General features: G+C 55.6%; 14 protein-coding genes and 2 pseudogenes. 5 read left to right on the top strand and 11 right to left on the bottom strand.

All coding sequences use genetic code 11. From position 1 onward, the window contains the following. Nucleotides 1–120: 120 nt before the first annotated feature. The 5 genes from OA238_RS10960 to OA238_RS10980 form a co-directional block, all read right to left on the bottom strand. Entirely contained in the window at nt 121–651 is a 531-nt protein-coding gene (locus OA238_RS10960; protein WP_015495224.1) for a sarcosine oxidase subunit gamma, read from the bottom strand. Further along, nucleotides 644–3,667: a sarcosine oxidase subunit alpha family protein gene (locus OA238_RS10965; protein ID WP_015495225.1), complete on the bottom strand. Its 3,024-nt coding sequence runs from the start codon at nt 3,665–3,667 to the stop codon at nt 644–646. Before OA238_RS10965 ends, OA238_RS10960 begins: the two co-directional genes overlap by 8 nt. After that, nucleotides 3,664–4,005, bottom strand: coding sequence for a sarcosine oxidase subunit delta (locus OA238_RS10970; RefSeq protein ID WP_015495226.1), 342 nt, complete (start codon nt 4,003–4,005; stop codon nt 3,664–3,666). Before OA238_RS10970 ends, OA238_RS10965 begins: the two co-directional genes overlap by 4 nt. A 108-nt stretch (nt 4,006–4,113) precedes the next feature. Next, nucleotides 4,114–4,329 (bottom strand): hypothetical protein, encoded by a 216-nt coding sequence (locus tag OA238_RS31720; RefSeq protein ID WP_144055884.1) that lies wholly within the window; start codon nt 4,327–4,329, stop codon nt 4,114–4,116. Nucleotides 4,330–4,929: 600 nt separating this feature from the next. Beyond that, the gene (locus OA238_RS10980; protein WP_015495228.1) at nt 4,930–6,174 is read right to left on the bottom strand and encodes a sarcosine oxidase subunit beta family protein; all 1,245 of its coding nucleotides are present in this window, start codon (nt 6,172–6,174) and stop codon (nt 4,930–4,932) included. 188 nt (nt 6,175–6,362) lie between these two features. On the opposite strand from OA238_RS10980, the gene ccmI reads away from it, so the two are divergent. The 3 genes from ccmI to OA238_RS10995 are packed head-to-tail and all read left to right on the top strand — an operon-like array spanning nt 6,363 to nt 8,319. Next, nucleotides 6,363–7,583, top strand: coding sequence for a c-type cytochrome biogenesis protein CcmI (gene ccmI / locus OA238_RS10985; RefSeq protein WP_015495229.1), 1,221 nt, complete (start codon nt 6,363–6,365; stop codon nt 7,581–7,583). Further along, on the top strand, nt 7,580–8,056 hold the full coding sequence (gene ruvX / locus OA238_RS10990; RefSeq protein WP_015495230.1) for a Holliday junction resolvase RuvX: 477 nt from the start codon (nt 7,580–7,582) through the stop codon (nt 8,054–8,056). Before ccmI ends, ruvX begins: the two co-directional genes overlap by 4 nt. Continuing rightward, nucleotides 8,053–8,319 carry a DUF1289 domain-containing protein gene (locus OA238_RS10995; RefSeq protein WP_044036677.1) on the top strand — a complete coding sequence of 89 codons (267 nt, stop codon included), beginning with the start codon at nt 8,053–8,055 and terminating at the stop codon, nt 8,317–8,319. The genes ruvX and OA238_RS10995 overlap by 4 nt, the downstream gene beginning before the upstream one ends. A 93-nt stretch (nt 8,320–8,412) precedes the next feature. Here OA238_RS10995 and OA238_RS11000 read toward each other — a convergent pair whose 3' ends face one another. The 5 genes and pseudogenes from OA238_RS11000 to OA238_RS11020 form a co-directional block, all read right to left on the bottom strand. Then, entirely contained in the window at nt 8,413–9,159 is a 747-nt protein-coding gene (locus tag OA238_RS11000) for a hypothetical protein (protein WP_015495231.1), read from the bottom strand. Further along, complete coding sequence (locus tag OA238_RS11005) at nt 9,152–9,970, bottom strand: sulfite exporter TauE/SafE family protein (protein ID WP_015495232.1); 819 nt, start codon at nt 9,968–9,970, stop codon at nt 9,152–9,154. The genes OA238_RS11000 and OA238_RS11005 overlap by 8 nt, the downstream gene beginning before the upstream one ends. Before the next feature lie 57 nt (nt 9,971–10,027). Next, nucleotides 10,028–11,047, bottom strand: a complete 1,020-nt coding sequence (dusA, locus tag OA238_RS11010; RefSeq protein WP_015495233.1) for a tRNA dihydrouridine(20/20a) synthase DusA — start codon at nt 11,045–11,047, stop codon at nt 10,028–10,030. A gap of 968 nt (nt 11,048–12,015) precedes the next feature. Then, nucleotides 12,016–12,345, bottom strand: a pseudogene (locus OA238_RS11015) (IS30 family transposase); the annotation flags it as partial. Between the two features lie 46 nt (nt 12,346–12,391). After that, a protein-coding gene (locus tag OA238_RS11020; RefSeq protein WP_085982719.1) for an IS3 family transposase occupies nt 12,392–13,884 on the bottom strand; the annotation gives its coding sequence in 2 pieces (ribosomal slippage) (nt 12,392–13,434 and nt 13,434–13,884; 1,494 coding nt in all). Nucleotides 13,885–13,986: 102 nt separating this feature from the next. Between OA238_RS11020 and tnpA the strand changes: the two genes are divergently transcribed. Beyond that, nucleotides 13,987–14,340 carry an IS200/IS605 family transposase gene (gene tnpA / locus OA238_RS11030; protein ID WP_015495234.1) on the top strand — a complete coding sequence of 118 codons (354 nt, stop codon included), beginning with the start codon at nt 13,987–13,989 and terminating at the stop codon, nt 14,338–14,340. Nucleotides 14,341–14,391: 51 nt separating this feature from the next. Beyond that, nucleotides 14,392–15,409: pseudogene (locus tag OA238_RS30075) on the top strand (IS30 family transposase). Nucleotides 15,410–16,025: 616 nt separating this feature from the next. On the opposite strand, the gene OA238_RS11040 reads toward OA238_RS30075, so the two are convergent. Next, entirely contained in the window at nt 16,026–17,282 is a 1,257-nt protein-coding gene (locus tag OA238_RS11040) for an ISL3 family transposase (RefSeq protein ID WP_015495235.1), read from the bottom strand. Between the last annotated feature and the right edge of the window lie 657 nt (nt 17,283–17,939).

Consider the following 17,939-nt stretch of genomic DNA (forward strand, 5'->3'; position numbering starts at 1 on the left):
GTTGGATACATCTTAGCACGCTGTCCAAATTTGCCGGACCACTTCAGTCTAAAAGTTGAATAAAATTAACACGATGTATGGTTTTTCTTGGCCGCTTCATCCACTAATAACTCATCTGAATTAGGCGTAGTCTCTCGATCCCGCAGCATTTTTCGCGGCCTGCGTCAAAAGATCTTGCGCGTAATCCCCGACCGATTGGAAGCACACCACTTCAAAACCTGTGTCATGCATCCAGAATGCCGCTGCGACTTGCGCCATGCGGGTCCGACGGAATTGTCCGACACCAAAGCTATCGGCGTGCAAATCGACGGGACAAAGCCGCGCCAAGACATCGCTCGCATTTTTGCCTGAAACGCTGAACACCGCCCGTGCATCAGACACGTCGGCGGCCAAGTAATGCTGACCCTTTAATGTGTCATCAATCTGCGCCACGCTTTTTGCCACATCTGCGTAGGGCACGACCAGCAGCAATTCATCTGGCGACATCCATGCGACACCCGATGTCACGTCGCCTAGAAATTGGCCCGACGATGGCATCGCCTGCCCCGTGACAGCCTTGACGGTTTTTTTTATCTGTGCGCTGGTCAAATCGCCACGCAGCGTGATCATTCCACGCGACGTAACGCGCGTTACCTGTGTCAAATCAGACATTCTGCTTCTCCCCAGTTGGGTCATAGAAAACCGCATTCACAATCTTGGCCTGAACTTCTGTGCCGTCAATTTTTGGGAAGGTAATCACCTCACCCATACGATCTGGGCCGTTGTGAACCAGCCCCATCGCAATGCCACGTTCCAAGTTCGCGGAATAATACGTCGACGTGATGCGCCCTTGGGTATTGCGCTGCCCGTTCGAATTTTTGCCGTCTGCAACGGCATAAGCCCCGTCTGGAATGACCGATTTGTCCGTGCTCTCCAGCCCGACCAGTTTCCAACGGTTCGGATCAACCATGTGACTGCGCAACTGGCCTCGCTTGCCCAAGAAGTCCTCCTTCTTTTTGGAAATCGCCCATGACAGCCCAAGATCTTGCGGGATAACCGTGCCGTCGGTCTCATCACCGATCATGATAAAGCCCTTTTCAGCGCGAAGGACGTGAAGACATTCGGTGCCGTAAGGCATGATCCCGAATTCCTGACCCGCTTCATATAGCGCGTCCCAGAACGCCGCGCCTTCGCTGGCTTTCACCGCTATTTCATAGGACAATTCGCCGGAGAACGAGATACGAAAGGCGCGGCATTTGAACCCGCCGATGTCACCATTGGCCCACTGCATAAACGGCAACGCCTCAGCGCTCAAATCCATTCCGCCCAGCTTTTCCAACAGCTTACGAGCGTTCGGGCCAACAACGGCGACCTGCGCGTATTGTTCTGTCACATTGGCAACATAGACGTTCCAGTCCCACCATTCGGTTTGCAACCATTCTTCCATATGCGCATGCACCGTGTCCGCGCCGCCAGTGGTGGTGTGGCACAGCCAAGTGTCGTCATCGATGCGTGCAACCACACCGTCATCGCTTAGGAACCCGTTTTCACCACACATCAAACCGTAGCGACATTTGCCGACAGGCAGCGTCGACATCATGTTGGTGTACATCATATCAAGAAATTTGCCCGCATCGGGGCCTTTGACAATCAGCTTACCCAGCGTTGATGCATCCAGCAGGCCAAGGTTGTCGCGAGTGTTCTTGACCTCACGGTTGACCGCATCCTCGATGCTCTCATCGTCGCGCTGATAGGTGTAGACACGGCGCCACTGACCGACAGGTTCCCAGTAGGCCCCGTTCTTGTCGGACCAGGCGTAAATCGGCGTCTTGCGAAAAGGTTGGAACAAATCGCCGCGCGCTTCGCCGCCAATAGAACCAAGGGAGATCGGCGTATAAGGTGGGCGGAATGTCGTCGTGCCGGTTGCAGGGATCGCCTGCCCCAATGCGTCCGACAACACTGCCAATCCGTTGATGTTACTCAGCTTTCCCTGATCCGTCGCCATGCCCAGCGTGGTATATCGCTTGGTGTGCTCAACGCTTTCATAGCCTTCTTGTGCGGCCAATTGCACGTCGCTGACTTTGACGTCGTTCTGATAATCCAGCCACATCTTCGAGCGTAGTTTGTACCCAGCCCCCTGCGGCATGATCCAGACAGGCATCATCGCGGCCTCAACTGGCGCGTCGCCTTTTGCAGCTTTACCACCTTTGCCCTTGGCCCCTGCCAGTTTTGCTGCAGCGGCACCCGCATCGTGGCCATTTACCAGACAATCGCAGGTGGTCATGGCGCCGTGGGCGATGCCCGCAGTCGACACAAAACCGGTCCCGTCAGCGCCCAGTGGTGGACGCGACGGATCGGGGCGGAAATGACTTTGACCCTCATCCCAGATCAATTTGCCGCCGCAATGAGACCACAAGTGAACCACTGGCGACCAGCCGCCGGACATAGCCACAACGTCACAATTGATTTCTTCCAGCACACCGCCGCCTTCGCCCGCTTGCGAACAGATCGCCACACCAGTGACGCGCTTGCCGCCGTGGACCGAACTGATGGCTTTGCCGTACAAAATCCGAATGCCAAGTGCGGCTGCCTCGCTCGCCAATGGTCCGGCCACCAAGCGCGTATCGATGATCGCCGGAACATCTAGGCCCGCCTGTTTCATAGCGATTGCGGTGCGGTAGGCGTCGTCGTTGTTGGTGACTACAACGGTGCGATCCCCGACAGATGTGCCAAAGTTAACGGCATAGTCACGCACGGCAGACGCCAACATAACGCCCGGAATATCGTTTCCTGCAAACGACAAGGGCCGTTCAATCGCGCCAGTTGCTGTCACGATTTGCTTGGCACGAATGCGCCACAACCGATGCCGCGGGCCAGTTTTGTCGGTCAAATGGTCGGTCAGTCGTTCGTATGCCAGTGCATAGCCGTGATCGTAAACGCCTGCCCCCATGCAGCGGGCCACGACGGTAACATTGTCCAACTTTTCAAGTTCTTGCAGGGCCTTCTTCACCCATGCGTCAGCATCCATGCCATCAATCTGCGCACCATCAACGGGCGCACGCCCCCCCCAATGGGCGGTCTGTTCAACCAATAATGTCCGTGCCCCAGCACGGCCCGCAGCCAATGCCGCCGACAGGCCTGCGATCCCGCCGCCAACAACCATGACGTCCACATGAGCATAAAAATGTTCGTAAATATCCGCGTCGCGATCTTTCGGCGCTTTGCCGAGACCAGCAGCATGTCGAATGATCGGCTCATACACGTGCTTCCACATCGGGCGCGGATGGATGAACATCTTGTAATAAAAACCCGCAGGCATAAAACGCCCTAGCTTGGCGTTCACCGCGCCCACATCAAATTCAAGTGACGGCCAATGGTTTTGCGATGACGCCTCAAGCCCATCAAACAGATCCTGTGTTGTCACCCGTTGGTTGGGTTCAAAATGCCCGCCAACGCCAAGATTTACCAAGCCGTTCGGTTCTTCTGCACCGGACGCTACAATGCCACGCGGACGGTGGTATTTGAACGACCGACCGACCAGCATTTGATCATTGGCAAGCAAGGCTGACGCCAGCGTGTCGCCCTCAAACCCATGCATCGTTTTGCCGTTGAATGTAAAGCTGACGGCGTGGTCGCGGTTGACCAGACGGCCACCGCCAAAAACAGTTTTTCCCAGTCGCGTGCTCATGTCGCGGCCGCCCCGAATTCACGCCAGCTCCACTCGGGACGCTTGGCTTTGATCTTATCAACCAACTCTTTGGGCGGCTCTAACGACTGCGCGCTGTAGGTGCCAAACACCTCCAACGTCATCGTGCAGCGCGCCGCGTGAAACCACTTGCCGCACCCAAAGCTGTGCCGCCAACGTTCCAGATGCACACCCTTGGGGTTTTCGCGCATAAACAAATAGCCCTCAAACGCTTCGTCGTCTGATCCCGGCCCAAAGCGTTTCAAATGCGCTTCGCCGCCTGCATGCAGTTCGGTTTCATCGGCGTGTACCCCGCAATAGGGACATTCAAGGATCAGCATGGCTGGCCTCCAGCAAGGTGTTTGATTTCAGTTCGTTGGAACGACAAAAGGCCGGCCCCCGTGGGGGAGTCGGCTATTAGTGATCGCAGAGTGATGGATTTTGGGGCGTTATTCGCTGGGCAACGGTGCTGGCTCAACAACGGGTGCTGTGCTTGGGTCTTGCTCAAGCGGTAACGCTGCGCCACCGAACACAGCATAAAGCACAACAAGCACGATGACGACGCCCACGAGAATGAACCCCACACCGCCCATGCCAGATCCTTGGCCTGTGAGAACCCTGTGCGAACGGTCGGGTGCCGGTTTTGAGAAATCGTAGTCAGCCATTTCAAGTCCTCCTGTTTGGGTGAGGCTAGAATGGCGGTTTTGGCCCGCGTTGGAATATAAGCGAAAATCGCCACACGGTTTGGGCGGGAGGTGGCCGGATTGACGGGGTTAGATCGGCCAGAGTCTGCCGGATGATCGATGTTCAGTAACATATTCGCCACCCGTTTCCGTTGACCATACAGTGGAACAAGTCTCCGTAGCCCCATTGTAGGGTGCCAATTACAGCAAACGTAAGCTCCAGAAATAGAACTCGATTTCGTGCGAATTCGAAGGCTTGATCGACAACTCCTCCGTCTTCAAGAGTGTCTCGGAAATGTTCTTCTGCACTTCTTAGTTTAATCCGGACTTCTACATTGGAGGCTGGGAGTGACCTCAACTCACTGATTGCATCCAGCTCTTTGAAACTCAGTTTTGAGTACTTGTCCGAGATATGCAGGAGAACGCGATTTGAAAATACCAGAGTCACAATTGCGACGGCGACCAAAACGCTCCCAAGGCGTTGAAACCCCGAAGGATCGAGGAGCCAAAAGCTCACACTTTCTAAGGCAACAAACAATAGCAATACCAGCGCAAAGCCCACTTGAGAGAGGACGAACTTTATCAATGCGCCACACCCGCAGCCACTGACTCATCGATAAACTTACCTTCACGGAACCGGTACATGCTGAACTCATCCGTCAGCGGTGACGCGCCTTTGGCCATCAGTTCTGCCATTGCAAACCCTGACCCCGGAATAGCCTTGAACCCGCCAGTGCCCCAGCCGCAGTTCACAAACACGCCTTCAACTGGCGTTTTGCTCAGGATGGGTGAACGATCCCCCGTCACATCAACGATCCCGCCCCATTGGCGCAACATCTTCAGGCGGCTCAGGATCGGGAACGTCTCATTGAGGGCCCGTACAGTTTCCTCAACATGGTGGAACGATCCGCGCTGGGTGTAGTTGTTAAACCCGTCCGTGCCGCCGCCGATGACCATTTCGCCCTTGTCGGACTGGGACAAATAGCCGTGGACCGTGTTGGCCATCACAACGATATCCATGCAGGGCTTGATCGGTTCAGACACCAACGCCTGCAACGCCACACTTTCCATCGGCAGACGGAAACCCGCCATTTCAGCCAACGTACTGGCGTGACCGGCCACAACCATACCCAGTTTATCGCAATCGATCGCCCCTTTGGTGGTTTCGACACCCACAACCTTACCATCCTGCGTACGCACGCCTTTGACTTCGCATTGCTGGATAATATCCATGCCCATATCCGAACACGCGCGGGCATAGCCCCACGCCACCGCGTCATGGCGCGCAGTGCCGCCACGTGCCTGCCACAGACCGCCCAGGACCGGGTAACGCGGCCCTTCGATGTTCATGATCGGACACAATTCCTTGACCCGCGCAGGATTGATCCATTCTGTTGTCACACCTTGCAACGCGTTAGCGTGCGCTGTGCGCTGGTATCCACGCACTTCGTGATGGGTCTGCGCCAACATGATCACGCCGCGTGGGCTGAACATCACGTTGTAGTTCAAATCTTGCGACATGGTTTCATACAGGCTGCGCGACTTTTCATAAATCGCCGCAGACGGATCCTGCAAATAGTTCGACCGGATAATCGTGGTGTTGCGCCCAGTATTGCCGCCGCCGAGCCAGCCCTTTTCGATCACTGCCACATTGGTGATGCCGCAATGCTTGCCCAGATGCCACGCCGTCGCCAAGCCATGCCCACCCGCACCAACGATAATGACGTCGTATTTCTTCTTTGGGGTTGGCGCGCGCCAGTGACGTTCCCATCCAGAATGGTAACGTGTGGCTTCGCGAGCGATGGCAAAGGCGGAAAATCGGCGCATGTCGGGTTCCCCAGAGTCAGAAAATCATTAACTCTGGTTCTGCGCCGTTCCATAGAAAAGAGGATACTCCGCGCGGCACTTCAGTACACATTTACGACAACGCGCGTAATGGTCGCATGGCTATGGACGATTGACCCTTTTGTGGGGCGCGCCAAACAACTACTTCTTACGCAATGACAGGACCTATCATGATCTTCGGACTTATTTGCATTGCACTTACAGCGCTTTCGATTGCGGCTGTGTTGGCCCCGCTGTGGCGCGGCGACGGGCCAGATGCCACGCCTGTTTTTGGTGCTGATACCGATATCGATATCTACCGCGACCAATTGGCCGAAGTGGACCGCGATTTGGCCCGCGGCGTGCTCGATTCGATCGAGGCAGATCGAACACGCATTGAAATCTCGCGCCGCCTGTTGCATGCTGATGCCAACACCCGCAGCGCAACAACTGGCGCACCGCGTACCGCAAACCGCGCCGCGATGATTGTGCTCGCCGCCGCGATGTTGCTTGGTGCAGGCGCTCTTTACTGGCAACTTGGTGCCCCGGGCAACGACGATTTTCCGCGTGCGCAGCGCATCGCCGAAGGTGAAGAACGGCGCGAAAACCGTCCCTCCCAGCAGGCTGCTGAACAGGCCAATCCCGAAACAGATGCGATCTCGCAAGCGGACGCCGGAACCCGCGAAATTCTGCAGGCCCTGCGCGGCGCAGCTTTCGAGCGCCCAGACGAAGTGCAAGCCTGGGCCTACCTCGCGCAGATAGAAGCCAGCGTCGGCAACATGCAACGCGCAGCGCGCGCACAAGAACAAACCATCGCCCTTCTGGGGGACGCCGCCGTCGACACAGATTTCGTCCGTTTGCTGGATTTTCTGGTGATCGGCACGCAGGGCTACGTGTCCCCCGAAGTCGAAGCCATCACCGTCAGCTTGCTGCAAGCTGACCCTGACAACACCGCCGCGCAGTACTATGCAGGCCTACTTTATGCACAAAACGACCGCCCTGACCGCGCATTCGGCTTTTGGCGTCGCGTGGTTGAGGACGGCGATCAAGGAACATTGTACTGGGACTTCGCCGCCGGCCAAATCGAAAACGTCGCCGCACAACTTGGCATTAATTACGCCCTGCCCGACCAGCGCGGCCCCACGGCAGACGATCTGGCAGCGGCGCAAGACATGACAGATCAAGACCGAAACGCGATGATCCAAGGCATGGTCGGACAACTGGCAGATAGACTAGCAACCGAAGGCGGCCCACCGCAGGACTGGGCGCGGCTGATTTCATCACTGACCGTTTTAGGCGAAACTGAAACCGCCCTGACCGTATTATCTGAGGCGGAAGCGTCTTTTGGCGGCGATGTTCAAGCGGTGCAAATCCTGCGCCGCGCCGCACAAGAAGCCGGATTGATCGAATGATCTTTGAAGACGTCATCGACTTTGCCGCGGCTCTGCCGCGCTACGCGCCGCTTGCGGGCCTTGATCTTGGCACCAAGACCATTGGTGTGGCCGTTTGCGACGGCGGGCTCATCATCGCCTCGCCGCTGGAAACGATCAAACGATCAAAATTCCAAGCCGACGCTACCCGACTTTTTGAGATCACGGCCCACCGCGAGGTTGCGGGCATCGTGCTCGGCTTGCCACGCAATATGGATGGCTCCGAAGGCCCGCGCGCCCAATCGACCCGCGCATTTGCGCGCAACCTGTCGCGCCTCAGCGATCTACCAATCACCTATTGGGATGAACGCCTGTCCACCGTCGCTGCCGAACGCGCACTACTCGAGGCGGATACGTCGCGAAAGCGTCGCGCAGAAGTCATCGACAACATCGCAGCCAGCATAATACTTCAAGGACTGCTGGATCGCCTCCGCAATATCAAGGCCGCCCCATGACCAAAAATGAAAACACCGACAACATCTGGAATCGCGGCGAAATCGACAGCCCATGTATCAAGATTTGCGTGATCCATCCTGAATCCCGCCTGTGTACGGGCTGCCTGCGCAGCATCGATGAAATCGGCACATGGTCGCAGCTCACGCCAGAGGTGCGCCGCGCGGTGATGAATGATCTGCCCAACCGCACAAAACTGATCACCAAACGTCGCGGCGGACGCGCAGCGCGACTAAAGAATCAGGCGGACGCGCAGCGCGACTAAAGAATCAGGCGGACGCGCAGCGCACTTCAAAACCCGTTTCAGCTTCATCTTGGCAAAAAAACTCGCCCCGCAGGGTCGATCAGCCTAAGATCCTCAGCCTACGAACCAGTCGGTCGGATCGTCAAACTCCGGTCGAAAATACGCAATCATCCGCCCTTCCGGGGGGGCAGTATCGCCGCTGTGCCATGGCGCGACCCCGTGCAGCGCAAAGCGATCTACAAGAACCGCCTGCCCAACCCGCAATGGCACCTCGACGGCCTCGCAGGTGTCAAAAACCGCGCGCCGCGCCGCGATGTAGGCCTCGGTCACATCCACGCCGCACGGATCACAAGACCCAACCGCTTCCGCCAGTGTCACGCGCATTACCAAATGACTGCCGCGCCAAACCACCAGCGAGCAGGCATCACTATTGTTCAGGGGCAGCCCAAGAATAAACGCATGCGGTTCACGCACGATCCGCCGCCCCGCCTCAAGATGCAGCCCGTCCACGTGGGCTGCACATCGGTTGACGCGAAACTTGTGCGCAGCCTCGCTCTCTTGCGGATCTTTTTTCGGATAACCATCATAAACGACGGACACCTGCGCGCGGTGCCATGCTTTGGGCGCCGTTATGATGTCGTTCCAAGGTCCCGACAGACCAACATCCCCAATCGACCCATCGGCCCCGTTGGGCAATGCGTCGACACCGACAAACCACGTCTCGCCATGACGCAGCCATTTGGCGCGCTGGACTGGATCACTTGCGACATCACAGGCCGCAACATGGGCGCGCGTGGCCCAACGGGTCACGCGCGGATCGGTGTCAAAGACGACGAAACCATCCTTTGCCAAATCAGCCAAGAAGCACCTTGCGCAGCATGTTCAGCGCCACCAAAATCAGGAACACGCCGAACACCCGCTTCAGCGGTTTCGGGTCCAACCGGTGCGCCAATGCCGCGCCCCAGGGCGCGGTTATTAGTGTCATTGCAACGACCACACCGAACGCACCAAAGTTCACGGCCCCAACGGTCAAAGGCGGTGCGACCGCTATATCCGCGAACAAAAACCCGATCACGGCAGGCAGCGCGATGATCACGCCATACCCGCTTGCAGTGGCGACCGCACGGTGGATCGGCACGCCGTACAATGTCATTGTCGGCACGCCGAACGACCCACCACCAATGCCCATCAAAACCGACAAAAAGCCGGTCAGCGGCGAAAGGACGGCGCGCAATACCCCTGTCGGCATCGCATCACCGAGCCGCCAGTCTGATCGACCAAGGGTCATGTACAAACCAATGCACATGCCCAAACCGCCAAACAGCGCCTGCAACACGACCGAGCGCAATTGCGTCGCCACAGCGACCCCAATCAATGCGCCAATCACAATCCCAAGGCCCCAACCGCGCAGGATGTCCCACTCCACCGCATTCTTTTTATGGTGCGAATTCAGCGATCTGAGCGATGTGACAATGATCGTCGCCAGCGACGTGCCCAGACAAATCTGCATCAATTGCGGGCTGTCATAGCCAAGTGCGGAAAACGCATAAAAGAACGCAGGCACCAAGACGATACCGCCGCCGACCCCCAAAAGCCCCGCCAGAACGCCAGCAAATGCGCCAATCACCATAAGCAACCCCACAAGGGGCAAATGGACAGACATCTCAGGCATCACGCTCTCCGGTTTTGTTCGCGCCAGCATTGCCCCGAACACGGCCCGACGACAACCCTAAGCGGCAGCCTGTTCCATCGCGGCCAGGGCATCCTCGACGACCGACCAGCCCGCGCCACTGCGGTATGCGTTTTCCGACAGATAGCGCCGCCATTGCCGCGACCCCGGCTGACCAGCAAAAAGGCCCATCATATGCTTGGTGACATGGGCCAACTTGCCGCCACTCCGGGTTTCATCGGACATGTGCGCCTCGATATAGCTGCGCATCTGTAGCACCACATCCAGCGGATCAGGGCCGAGATCATCGCCCCAAATCACCGCGTCGGCGCGCTGCAAAATATCTGCCGGGTTGTGATACGCCGCCCGGCCGATCATCACCCCATCCAGCCCTAGGTCGAGCAATTCTTTCGCGTGCTCCAACGATCCAACCCCGCCGTTGATTGAAATATGCAGGTTCGGGAACAACCCCTTCATCCGCAGCACCAAATCGTAGTCCAGCGGTGGGATATCGCGGTTTTCTTTCGGGCTTAACCCTTTCAACCATGCTTTGCGCGCATGGATCGTCACCCGCGTCACGCCTGCCCCGACGATCTGCGCCAAGAATTCCGGCAACACAATTTCTGAATCCTGATCATCGACGCCGATGCGACATTTCACCGTGACTTCAGACGGTTGTGCCCTGATCATCGCAGCGCAACACGCGGCAACAAGTGCAGGTTGCTCCATCAACACGGCCCCAAAACATCCCGATTGCACACGGTCCGACGGGCAGCCGACATTAAGGTTGATTTCAGGATACCCCTCATCCGCACCCATTTCCGCCGCCCTCGCCAACTCAGCCGGATCAGATCCGCCAAGTTGCAGCGCCACGGGTTGTTCGACCGGATCAAAACGCAACAAATGCCGCGCCTGACCGCGCACCAGCGCCGGTGACGTCACCATTTCAGTATAAAGAAGCGCGCGCTTGGACAGCAAACGGTGCAGATAGCGACAATGCCTATCAGTCCAATCCATCATCGGTGCAACCGATAATCGAGAAGCAGTGTAAAGGTTTGTTTTCATTGGGTTATTAACCATTCCAGTTGGATTTAGTTATTCTCAATTGTTCCTCGAAAGCCCTTGAAACCACTTATTTCTGCTTGACCCTACAAGCGTGTACCCCATGATGGGGTACACTTTGAAAAATGGGGTACGGATTCATGGGAACTATCGCAGAAAGACCCAGGGCAGACGGCACAACAGCCTATAGAGCGTGCATTGTCATTAGTCACGAGGGCAAAAGACGAAACTTTCGTCGTACATTCAGCGCATTCCCAAGGTTCGCTCAAAAAACGGCCAGCCCGTGACATTTCATTCGGCCCTGGTGCCACCGTATCCGCCCACTGCCTGAATATTTGCGTCGCACAAAATAGCTCGAAGATGCGATTAGCGTTGAGGCTGGTTACGACGGGGCCTGGTATCGGTCGCAAAAGGAACACTGGCTAGGCTGGCGGAATACAACGGCCCCGGCGCATAGGCCACCTCTGACCTGTTGAAAAAAGTTGAAAAGGACAGGCGGCGCAATCTGCATTGAATCCTTTGATTGTATTTCAAACGCACAGCCTGATTTTAGCCCCGCACAGGCCGCTGCGCCTCTACTTCGCAACACAACCGCGCCTGCGACGTGGGCCTGTGGGCGACCTAAGGGTCGCGGGCGCGTATTACTGCGCAAAATCTATGAATGTCAGGTTTTGCGAGGTTTTGAGGTGGTGACGAACCTTAACTTTTATCAACATGCCGTCGACGGGATGTGGCGCGCTCATCTAGGGTAGTCGGTCCGTTAGTGTGAGGGGCGGTAAATTCATCCAGCCCATCGGTATAGGGACCGGTATCAGGTAGAAACTGCACGAATGCACAATTCAGGGAATCTGAGTTCCAAGGCAATCCACACTTTCCATCAAAACAGGAATGGCGGCCTAAATGGGGGACGTCAGAAACCATGACCGCCCTAAACTTTTGATGATAAACAATTATTTTAGGGTATGTGGCGGATCGACAGCTTGGATTCAAACATCAAGTGCAACGGTTGATTTAAAGGCCACGATTTCGTCGGCCATAGCTTCAGCGGGTGTTCTCCATCCGAGGGTTTTTCTTGGACGGTTGTTCATCAGGTTTGCAACGTCGTTGAGCCATGTTTGGCTTGCACCGTTCAGGTCAGTTCCTTTGGGCATGAACTGACGCAGCAGTCCGTTGGTGTTCTCGTTGCTGCCGCGCTGCCAGGGAGCATGCGGATCGCAGAACCAGATATCAATTTTCAATCGTCGCGCCAATTCCGGATGGCAGGCCATTTCGGAGCCACAGTCATAGGTCATGCTCTTGCGCAAATCAGCGGGTAGTCGTCTCGGAACGTGTCAACGACTTTGAGACAGTGGCTTTTGGACTTTAGGCTTGGGTTTCTTCGGTTGGTTTTGGTGGGTTGATCCAGACGGCGGTCGGGATTTGAGGCGGTTTTGGTGGTTTGTGTACGAAGCGTTCGGGCGTGGCGAGGAATGCCGCGTCTAGTGTTGCTTGTCGCGCGGTGTAGATTTCTTGGGCCTGCCCAAAATGGATTTGGTCGGGCGTCATCAGACCAATCCCGGCGTGATGATGGTCTTGGTTATACCATGCAAAGAACCTGCGGCAGAATGCGCGAGCCTGCTCGATGGTTTCAAAGTTCTTGGGGAACTCTGGCTGATATTTCAGTGTTTTGAAGTGGGCTTCGGAGAACGGGTTGTCGTTTGAGGTGTGGGGCCGACTGTGGGACTTGAGCACACCAAGATCAACCAGCATCAGGGCTGTCGTCTTTGCCTTCATGGGCCCACCGCGATCTGCATGCAATGTCAGCTGATCGCGTGGAACCTCGTGTTTTTCCATCGCGTCGATGAACAGCTCTTTGAACTGGCTGGCGCTCTCCGCGTGCTCGACGCGCCAGCCAACAACGCGGCGGCTGAAGATGTCGAGGATGACATAGAGATAGAAGTAGGACCATTTCACCGGGCCCCTCAGCTTGGTGATGTCCCAAGACCAGACCTGATTGGGGGCTTCAGCTAGAAGTTCAGGCTTTTGATAGACGGGATGTGTGCGCTGTCGGCGGCGTTCGCCAACTTCGCCCTGCGCGGCCAATATCCGATACATCGTGCGGATTGAACACAGATAGGTGCCTTCATCCAGCAAGGTGGCAAAGACCTCTGTGGGCGTCTGATCCGCAAAGCGGGGTTCGCGCAGGTGGTGCAATACCTGGTCTCTTTCCCTTTCCGGCAGAGCCCGCGAAGACGCTGCGCGCGGTGGGCGTGTGCGTGGTGGTGCCGTCAGCGCCGCACGCTGTCGAAGAACGCTCGCGCGCGATAATGATAGCGCGGCGCAGACAGCCGAGGTCAAGCCGCTGCCGGTGGGCAATGCAATCGCGACGGCCATCATGATTTGCCGCTGCGCTCTTGCGTCTGCTCCATCTCGTCCAGAAGTCCCGCCACTTTTTTTTGGATGGCAATGATGGCTTCCGCCTGATCCAGACGGCGCCGCAAGGCTGTCACCTCACGGTTGGCCTTAGCCAGCTCAGCTTGCAATGGATTGGCAGGTGCCTTTTGTGGGCCACGGCGCATTGGCTGCAATGCACCCAATGTGCCGGCCGCCCGCGCACGGCGCCAATCGGTCAGTGCAGAGGAATAAAGCCCCTCCCGCCGTAGAATGGCGGAAACCCCGCCAGTGTCTGCCACTTGGTCCGTCTCATCCAGAATGCGCAGTTTGTATTTGGCTGTGAAGTTGCGTCGCTTCGGGATGCTCGTCAGTTCCGCTGTGGGAGCCAACGGCGCATTAACAACGCGGGGAGGCGACGTCGGGGCCAAAACGGCTCCAGATCCAGCATCTGGCGAAAGTGGTGATTGTGAAGGCATAACCATGGGTTCGTTCTCCTACGCCCTCAAGTGTAAACTTTAGCCAGTCAATTGTCTCACGCTTATTGGTACGGAGGGGAACGGGTCTTAAAAATGAGAGGGAAGATTATGATCTATTCCACAGGAAGCCATACCAAATTTTATCACCGGTTTCACGTCGTCTGGACAACAAAATACCGATACAAAGTTATGCGCGGTGAGATGCGTGAGCGTATCCGTGAAATCATTATCCAAACATGCCAAGAACTTGGCGTGCATATTGAGAAGGGCGTATTGTCGACCGATCACGTCCACATGTTCATATCGGTCCCGCCTCAGATAGCTTTGTCAAAGGTGATGATGCGGATCAAGGGACGCTCGTCTTATAAGATACAGCGCGAGTTTCCCGAACTGCGCAAACGGTACTGGGGCCAGCGGTTTTGGGCTCGCGGATTTTTCTCAACAACTAGCGGCAATGCTTAGACTCAAGTTTCAAATGCAACACTCAGAGCCCTTTGGGCATAGGATGTTGTGATGGACATACGAAGCAAGCACCTCAGCAGCGAGGACCGTGGCGTGATATTAGCCGAGCATAATAGGGGCAGCAGTCAGCGGTTGATCGGCCAGCTTTTGCATCGCCCGGCGAGCACGATCTGCCGTGAGCTGGCGCGAGGTCGGCAGGAAGACGGCAGCTATTGCCCGCAAGCGGCAGGCCTATGATGCTCGGCGCGCGCGCTGCCGCCGCAAGCGCAAGCTTGTGGAGGGGAGCGATCTTAATCGTTGCGTTCATGGCAAGCTCGTACATCTGCACTGGTCGCCTGAGCAGATTGCGCAGAGACTGCGTCTCATGAAGCCTGATGATCCATCCGCCCATGTGAGCCATGAGACCATCTATGCCGCGATTTACGCGCAGCCACGTGGCGGGCTGAAGGCGGCGATGATCGAGGCGTTGCGTCAAGCGAAGCCTAAGCGTGGGCTCAAGCGCAGGACAGCGGCGGGCAGTGCTATGGTCCCGGAATCATTGCGCATTATCAATCGCCCTGAAGCGATCGAAGCACGACTGGTACCAGGCCATTGGGAGGGCGACCTCATCAAGGGCGCATTCAATCGCTCGTCAGTGGGGACCTTGGTCGAGCGCAAGACACGCTTTGTCATTCTTTGCAAAATGGATGGCAATGGGGCCGAGGCCGCGCTTGACAGCTTCACCCGCCAGATGAGACGACTACCCGCTGATTTGCGCAAGAGCATGACCTATGACCGTGGCTCCGAAATGGCCTGCCATCGTGAATTGGCGCGACGATTGAAAATTGATATCTGGTTCTGCGATCCGCATGCTCCCTAGCAGCGCGGCAGCAACGAGAACACCAACGGACTGCTGCGTCAGTTCATGCCCAAAGGAACTGACCTGAACGGTGCAAGCCAAACATGGCTCAACGACGTTGCAAACCTGATGAACAACCGTCCAAGAAAAACCCTCGGATGGAGAACACCCGCTGAAGCTATGGCCGACGAAATCGTGGCCTTTAAATCAACCGTTGCACTTGATGTTTGAATCCAAGCTGTTCGGAATTTTTATCCAAAAGTGAATAAAATGTGACGTATTTATTTTTCTTCAACGTCATATTTAATTGTTCTAATGCCAATCAATAAAATCATGATATTGAGTTAATATCTATCGATAAAACACAAATTACTATTTTTTGATTTTTCATCGAGATACACGCATCTTTTTTTATTAATGGATCAATGGCTACAAACCTCGCTACGGTGATCCTTCTAACAATCTAAATTATTAACGATCCAAAGGCGCGTATATCAACGTCAATGGATTACTATTGCCGAAAGGAATTTACAGCTATGAAACTAAAAACCAAACAACAAGAACTCATTTATCAATGTAGACTGTTATTTAAGCATGAAGATGTTTAAACAGTTTCAAATTTATCATTGGTATTAACCATCTCTGTTAAGGAAATGTCTAAATATGAGCAATTCAAGAAAGCTGTTTATCAGAAAATACATCGAGGTCTTTATGAAACGTTATCATCACGGGATAGCTTTAATTATTCGATAATTAATTCAAGGCACGTTAAGGCTTTTGTCTTGATACTGGAGAGGTTGTTTATAATTGGCTATTTCGCGATTTGTGTGGGTAGTTTGTTTTCCGGTCACTCAACGATAGCCCTAGATGTTGTGGTGTAGGGCGACGCTTGCAGGTGGCTGAGTTTGCCAGAGATCAGATAGGCCATGAGGATGAGGTTGCGTGGTTTTCGATATCCTCTGGCGCGCGCCTTGGCGGCTTGGATTAAGCCGTTGATGGCCTCAACTGAGCCATTGCTCAGGGCGCTTTCAAAGCTGTTAAGGATACCATCCCAGTGGGTTTTCAGGGTCAGGGCGAGCTTCTTGAAGGGCGCTAGCTTGCTGCGGCGCGCCCATCGGAACCATGCGGTGAGCCGCTCTTCGGCCTCGGCGCGCGTGGTCGCCGCCGCAAAGATGTCGCGCAGCGCTTCCTTCAAGCGGAAGGCGCGCCCTGTCTTCAGCTGCATGCGTGATAGCGTGTGGTGCTGTGCAATCTGTTTTTTGGTCCACTTCTTTTTGTCCTTGAGCCACATCCATCGGCTTCGTTTCAGGGCGGGCTCTTCGCGCACCTCAGCACGCCTGACTTCTTCCAGCGCGGCGTTAACCAGCTGGATGACGTGGAACCTGTCGAAGGTGATGGCCGCGTTCGGCAGATGCCGACCGATACCAGCAATATAGGCCCTGCTCATGTCGATGCAGGCGGCAGTGATGGCGTCCGGATCGCCACCATGGGTACGGAGGTCTGCAGTGAAAGTCTTGACCGTGCCCGCATCATGGCCTTCACAGGCAAAGAGCAGTCTTTCCGCCTTGAGATCATGGAACAGGGTGATGTAATTGTGGCCGCGCCGCGCTGCTGTCTCGTCGATCCCGACAGCCGTCACGTCGCTGAAGTCCTCCAGCTCGCGCGCAGCCGGGACGTAGTGGTCAAGCACGCGCCATGACCGGTCGTCCCCGATCTCGAGAAGATCGGCTATGGCCTTCACCGGCATCTCTTTGGCCAGAGCGATCACAAAGGCCTCGAACAATTGGCTGAAGCCGCTGCCACTGCGCGCCCAGGGAACCGTGATCTGCCCTGTCTTGCCGCATGCGCTACAGGCAACACGGGGAACGGAGGCGTGGATGAAAGCCTTGTGCTCAAAGAAGCGCAGATGCTCCCAGGTCCGGGGCCGCGTGTCATGGACCGGCTGATCGGCCGCGCCACAGGACGGGCAGGCAAACCGGGTGCCAGGCTTGAAGCGGATCTCGAAGTGGATTTCCTTTGCCTTGGTATCGAAGCGCACGTCGGAAACGCTCCAGGGCGCTTGCAGACCAAGCGCAATCGTAAACAAGTTTGTCTCGGGCCCCATGGTTCCCCTCCATCTTCTGATCTGTGGGAACTATATTCTACCTTGCGACATCGCAGACGCCAACAGATCCGGCGCGTCAGGCGCTGCGATATGTGAGGTCTACGCGCTAGACGCGCCTCACCTCGCGACCACAACATCTGGTGACAGCATCAAAAGGCCATCGCAGGCCTACCCACACAATTCGCGAAGGGACCAAATAATATGCCTTACTCTAGTACCATATGATTAGGATGTTTATAGTTTCATCCCAGAAAAAAAAACTGCTATGTCTTCATATGAAGATGCAAAGTCGATCAACTGTATTCTTGGTCATGTGGCATATCCTTTTTTCAATGAGAATTGCGGCGTCCTAACAACGCCATGATATGCCGCCCATCTGGGCAGGGCTATCGCGTTTGGAAATTTGAGCTCGAATAATAGCGAACAAAGCGCGAACTGCTCGGCTCTCTCGTCGCGCTCGTGGTCAGGTTTTATGTTTTTCGATTTCGATGCGACGAGAAGAATCCATATGCGATTCCCCTGCCCATCTGGGCCGTCACCAACTTTCGGCTATAACTCGCCTTTAGCCATGTTAACATGAAGGTATTTTAGATTTTGTACTTGAACTTCACTCTGCAAAATGATCAGCTATTTGAAAGTCTTCCTGACCCATTAAAA

Origin of the sequence: Octadecabacter arcticus 238 (genome assembly GCF_000155735.2) — a bacterium.
Classification (GTDB): domain Bacteria; phylum Pseudomonadota; class Alphaproteobacteria; order Rhodobacterales; family Rhodobacteraceae; genus Octadecabacter; species Octadecabacter arcticus.

Coding starts and splice junctions, on each gene's coding strand:
- OA238_RS10960 (WP_015495224.1), bottom strand. CDS start 651: ATGTCTGATTTGACACAGGTAACGCGCGTTACGTCGCGTGGAATGATC.
- OA238_RS10965 (WP_015495225.1), bottom strand. CDS start 3,667: ATGAGCACGCGACTGGGAAAAACTGTTTTTGGCGGTGGCCGTCTGGTC.
- OA238_RS10970 (WP_015495226.1), bottom strand. CDS start 4,005: ATGCTGATCCTTGAATGTCCCTATTGCGGGGTACACGCCGATGAAACC.
- OA238_RS31720 (WP_144055884.1), bottom strand. CDS start 4,329: ATGGCTGACTACGATTTCTCAAAACCGGCACCCGACCGTTCGCACAGG.
- OA238_RS10980 (WP_015495228.1), bottom strand. CDS start 6,174: ATGCGCCGATTTTCCGCCTTTGCCATCGCTCGCGAAGCCACACGTTAC.
- ccmI (WP_015495229.1), top strand. CDS start 6,363: ATGATCTTCGGACTTATTTGCATTGCACTTACAGCGCTTTCGATTGCG.
- ruvX (WP_015495230.1), top strand. CDS start 7,580: ATGATCTTTGAAGACGTCATCGACTTTGCCGCGGCTCTGCCGCGCTAC.
- OA238_RS10995 (WP_044036677.1), top strand. CDS start 8,053: ATGACCAAAAATGAAAACACCGACAACATCTGGAATCGCGGCGAAATC.
- OA238_RS11005 (WP_015495232.1), bottom strand. CDS start 9,970: ATGCCTGAGATGTCTGTCCATTTGCCCCTTGTGGGGTTGCTTATGGTG.
- dusA (WP_015495233.1), bottom strand. CDS start 11,047: ATGGTTAATAACCCAATGAAAACAAACCTTTACACTGCTTCTCGATTA.
- tnpA (WP_015495234.1), top strand. CDS start 13,987: ATGATCTATTCCACAGGAAGCCATACCAAATTTTATCACCGGTTTCAC.
- OA238_RS11040 (WP_015495235.1), bottom strand. CDS start 17,282: ATGGGGCCCGAGACAAACTTGTTTACGATTGCGCTTGGTCTGCAAGCG.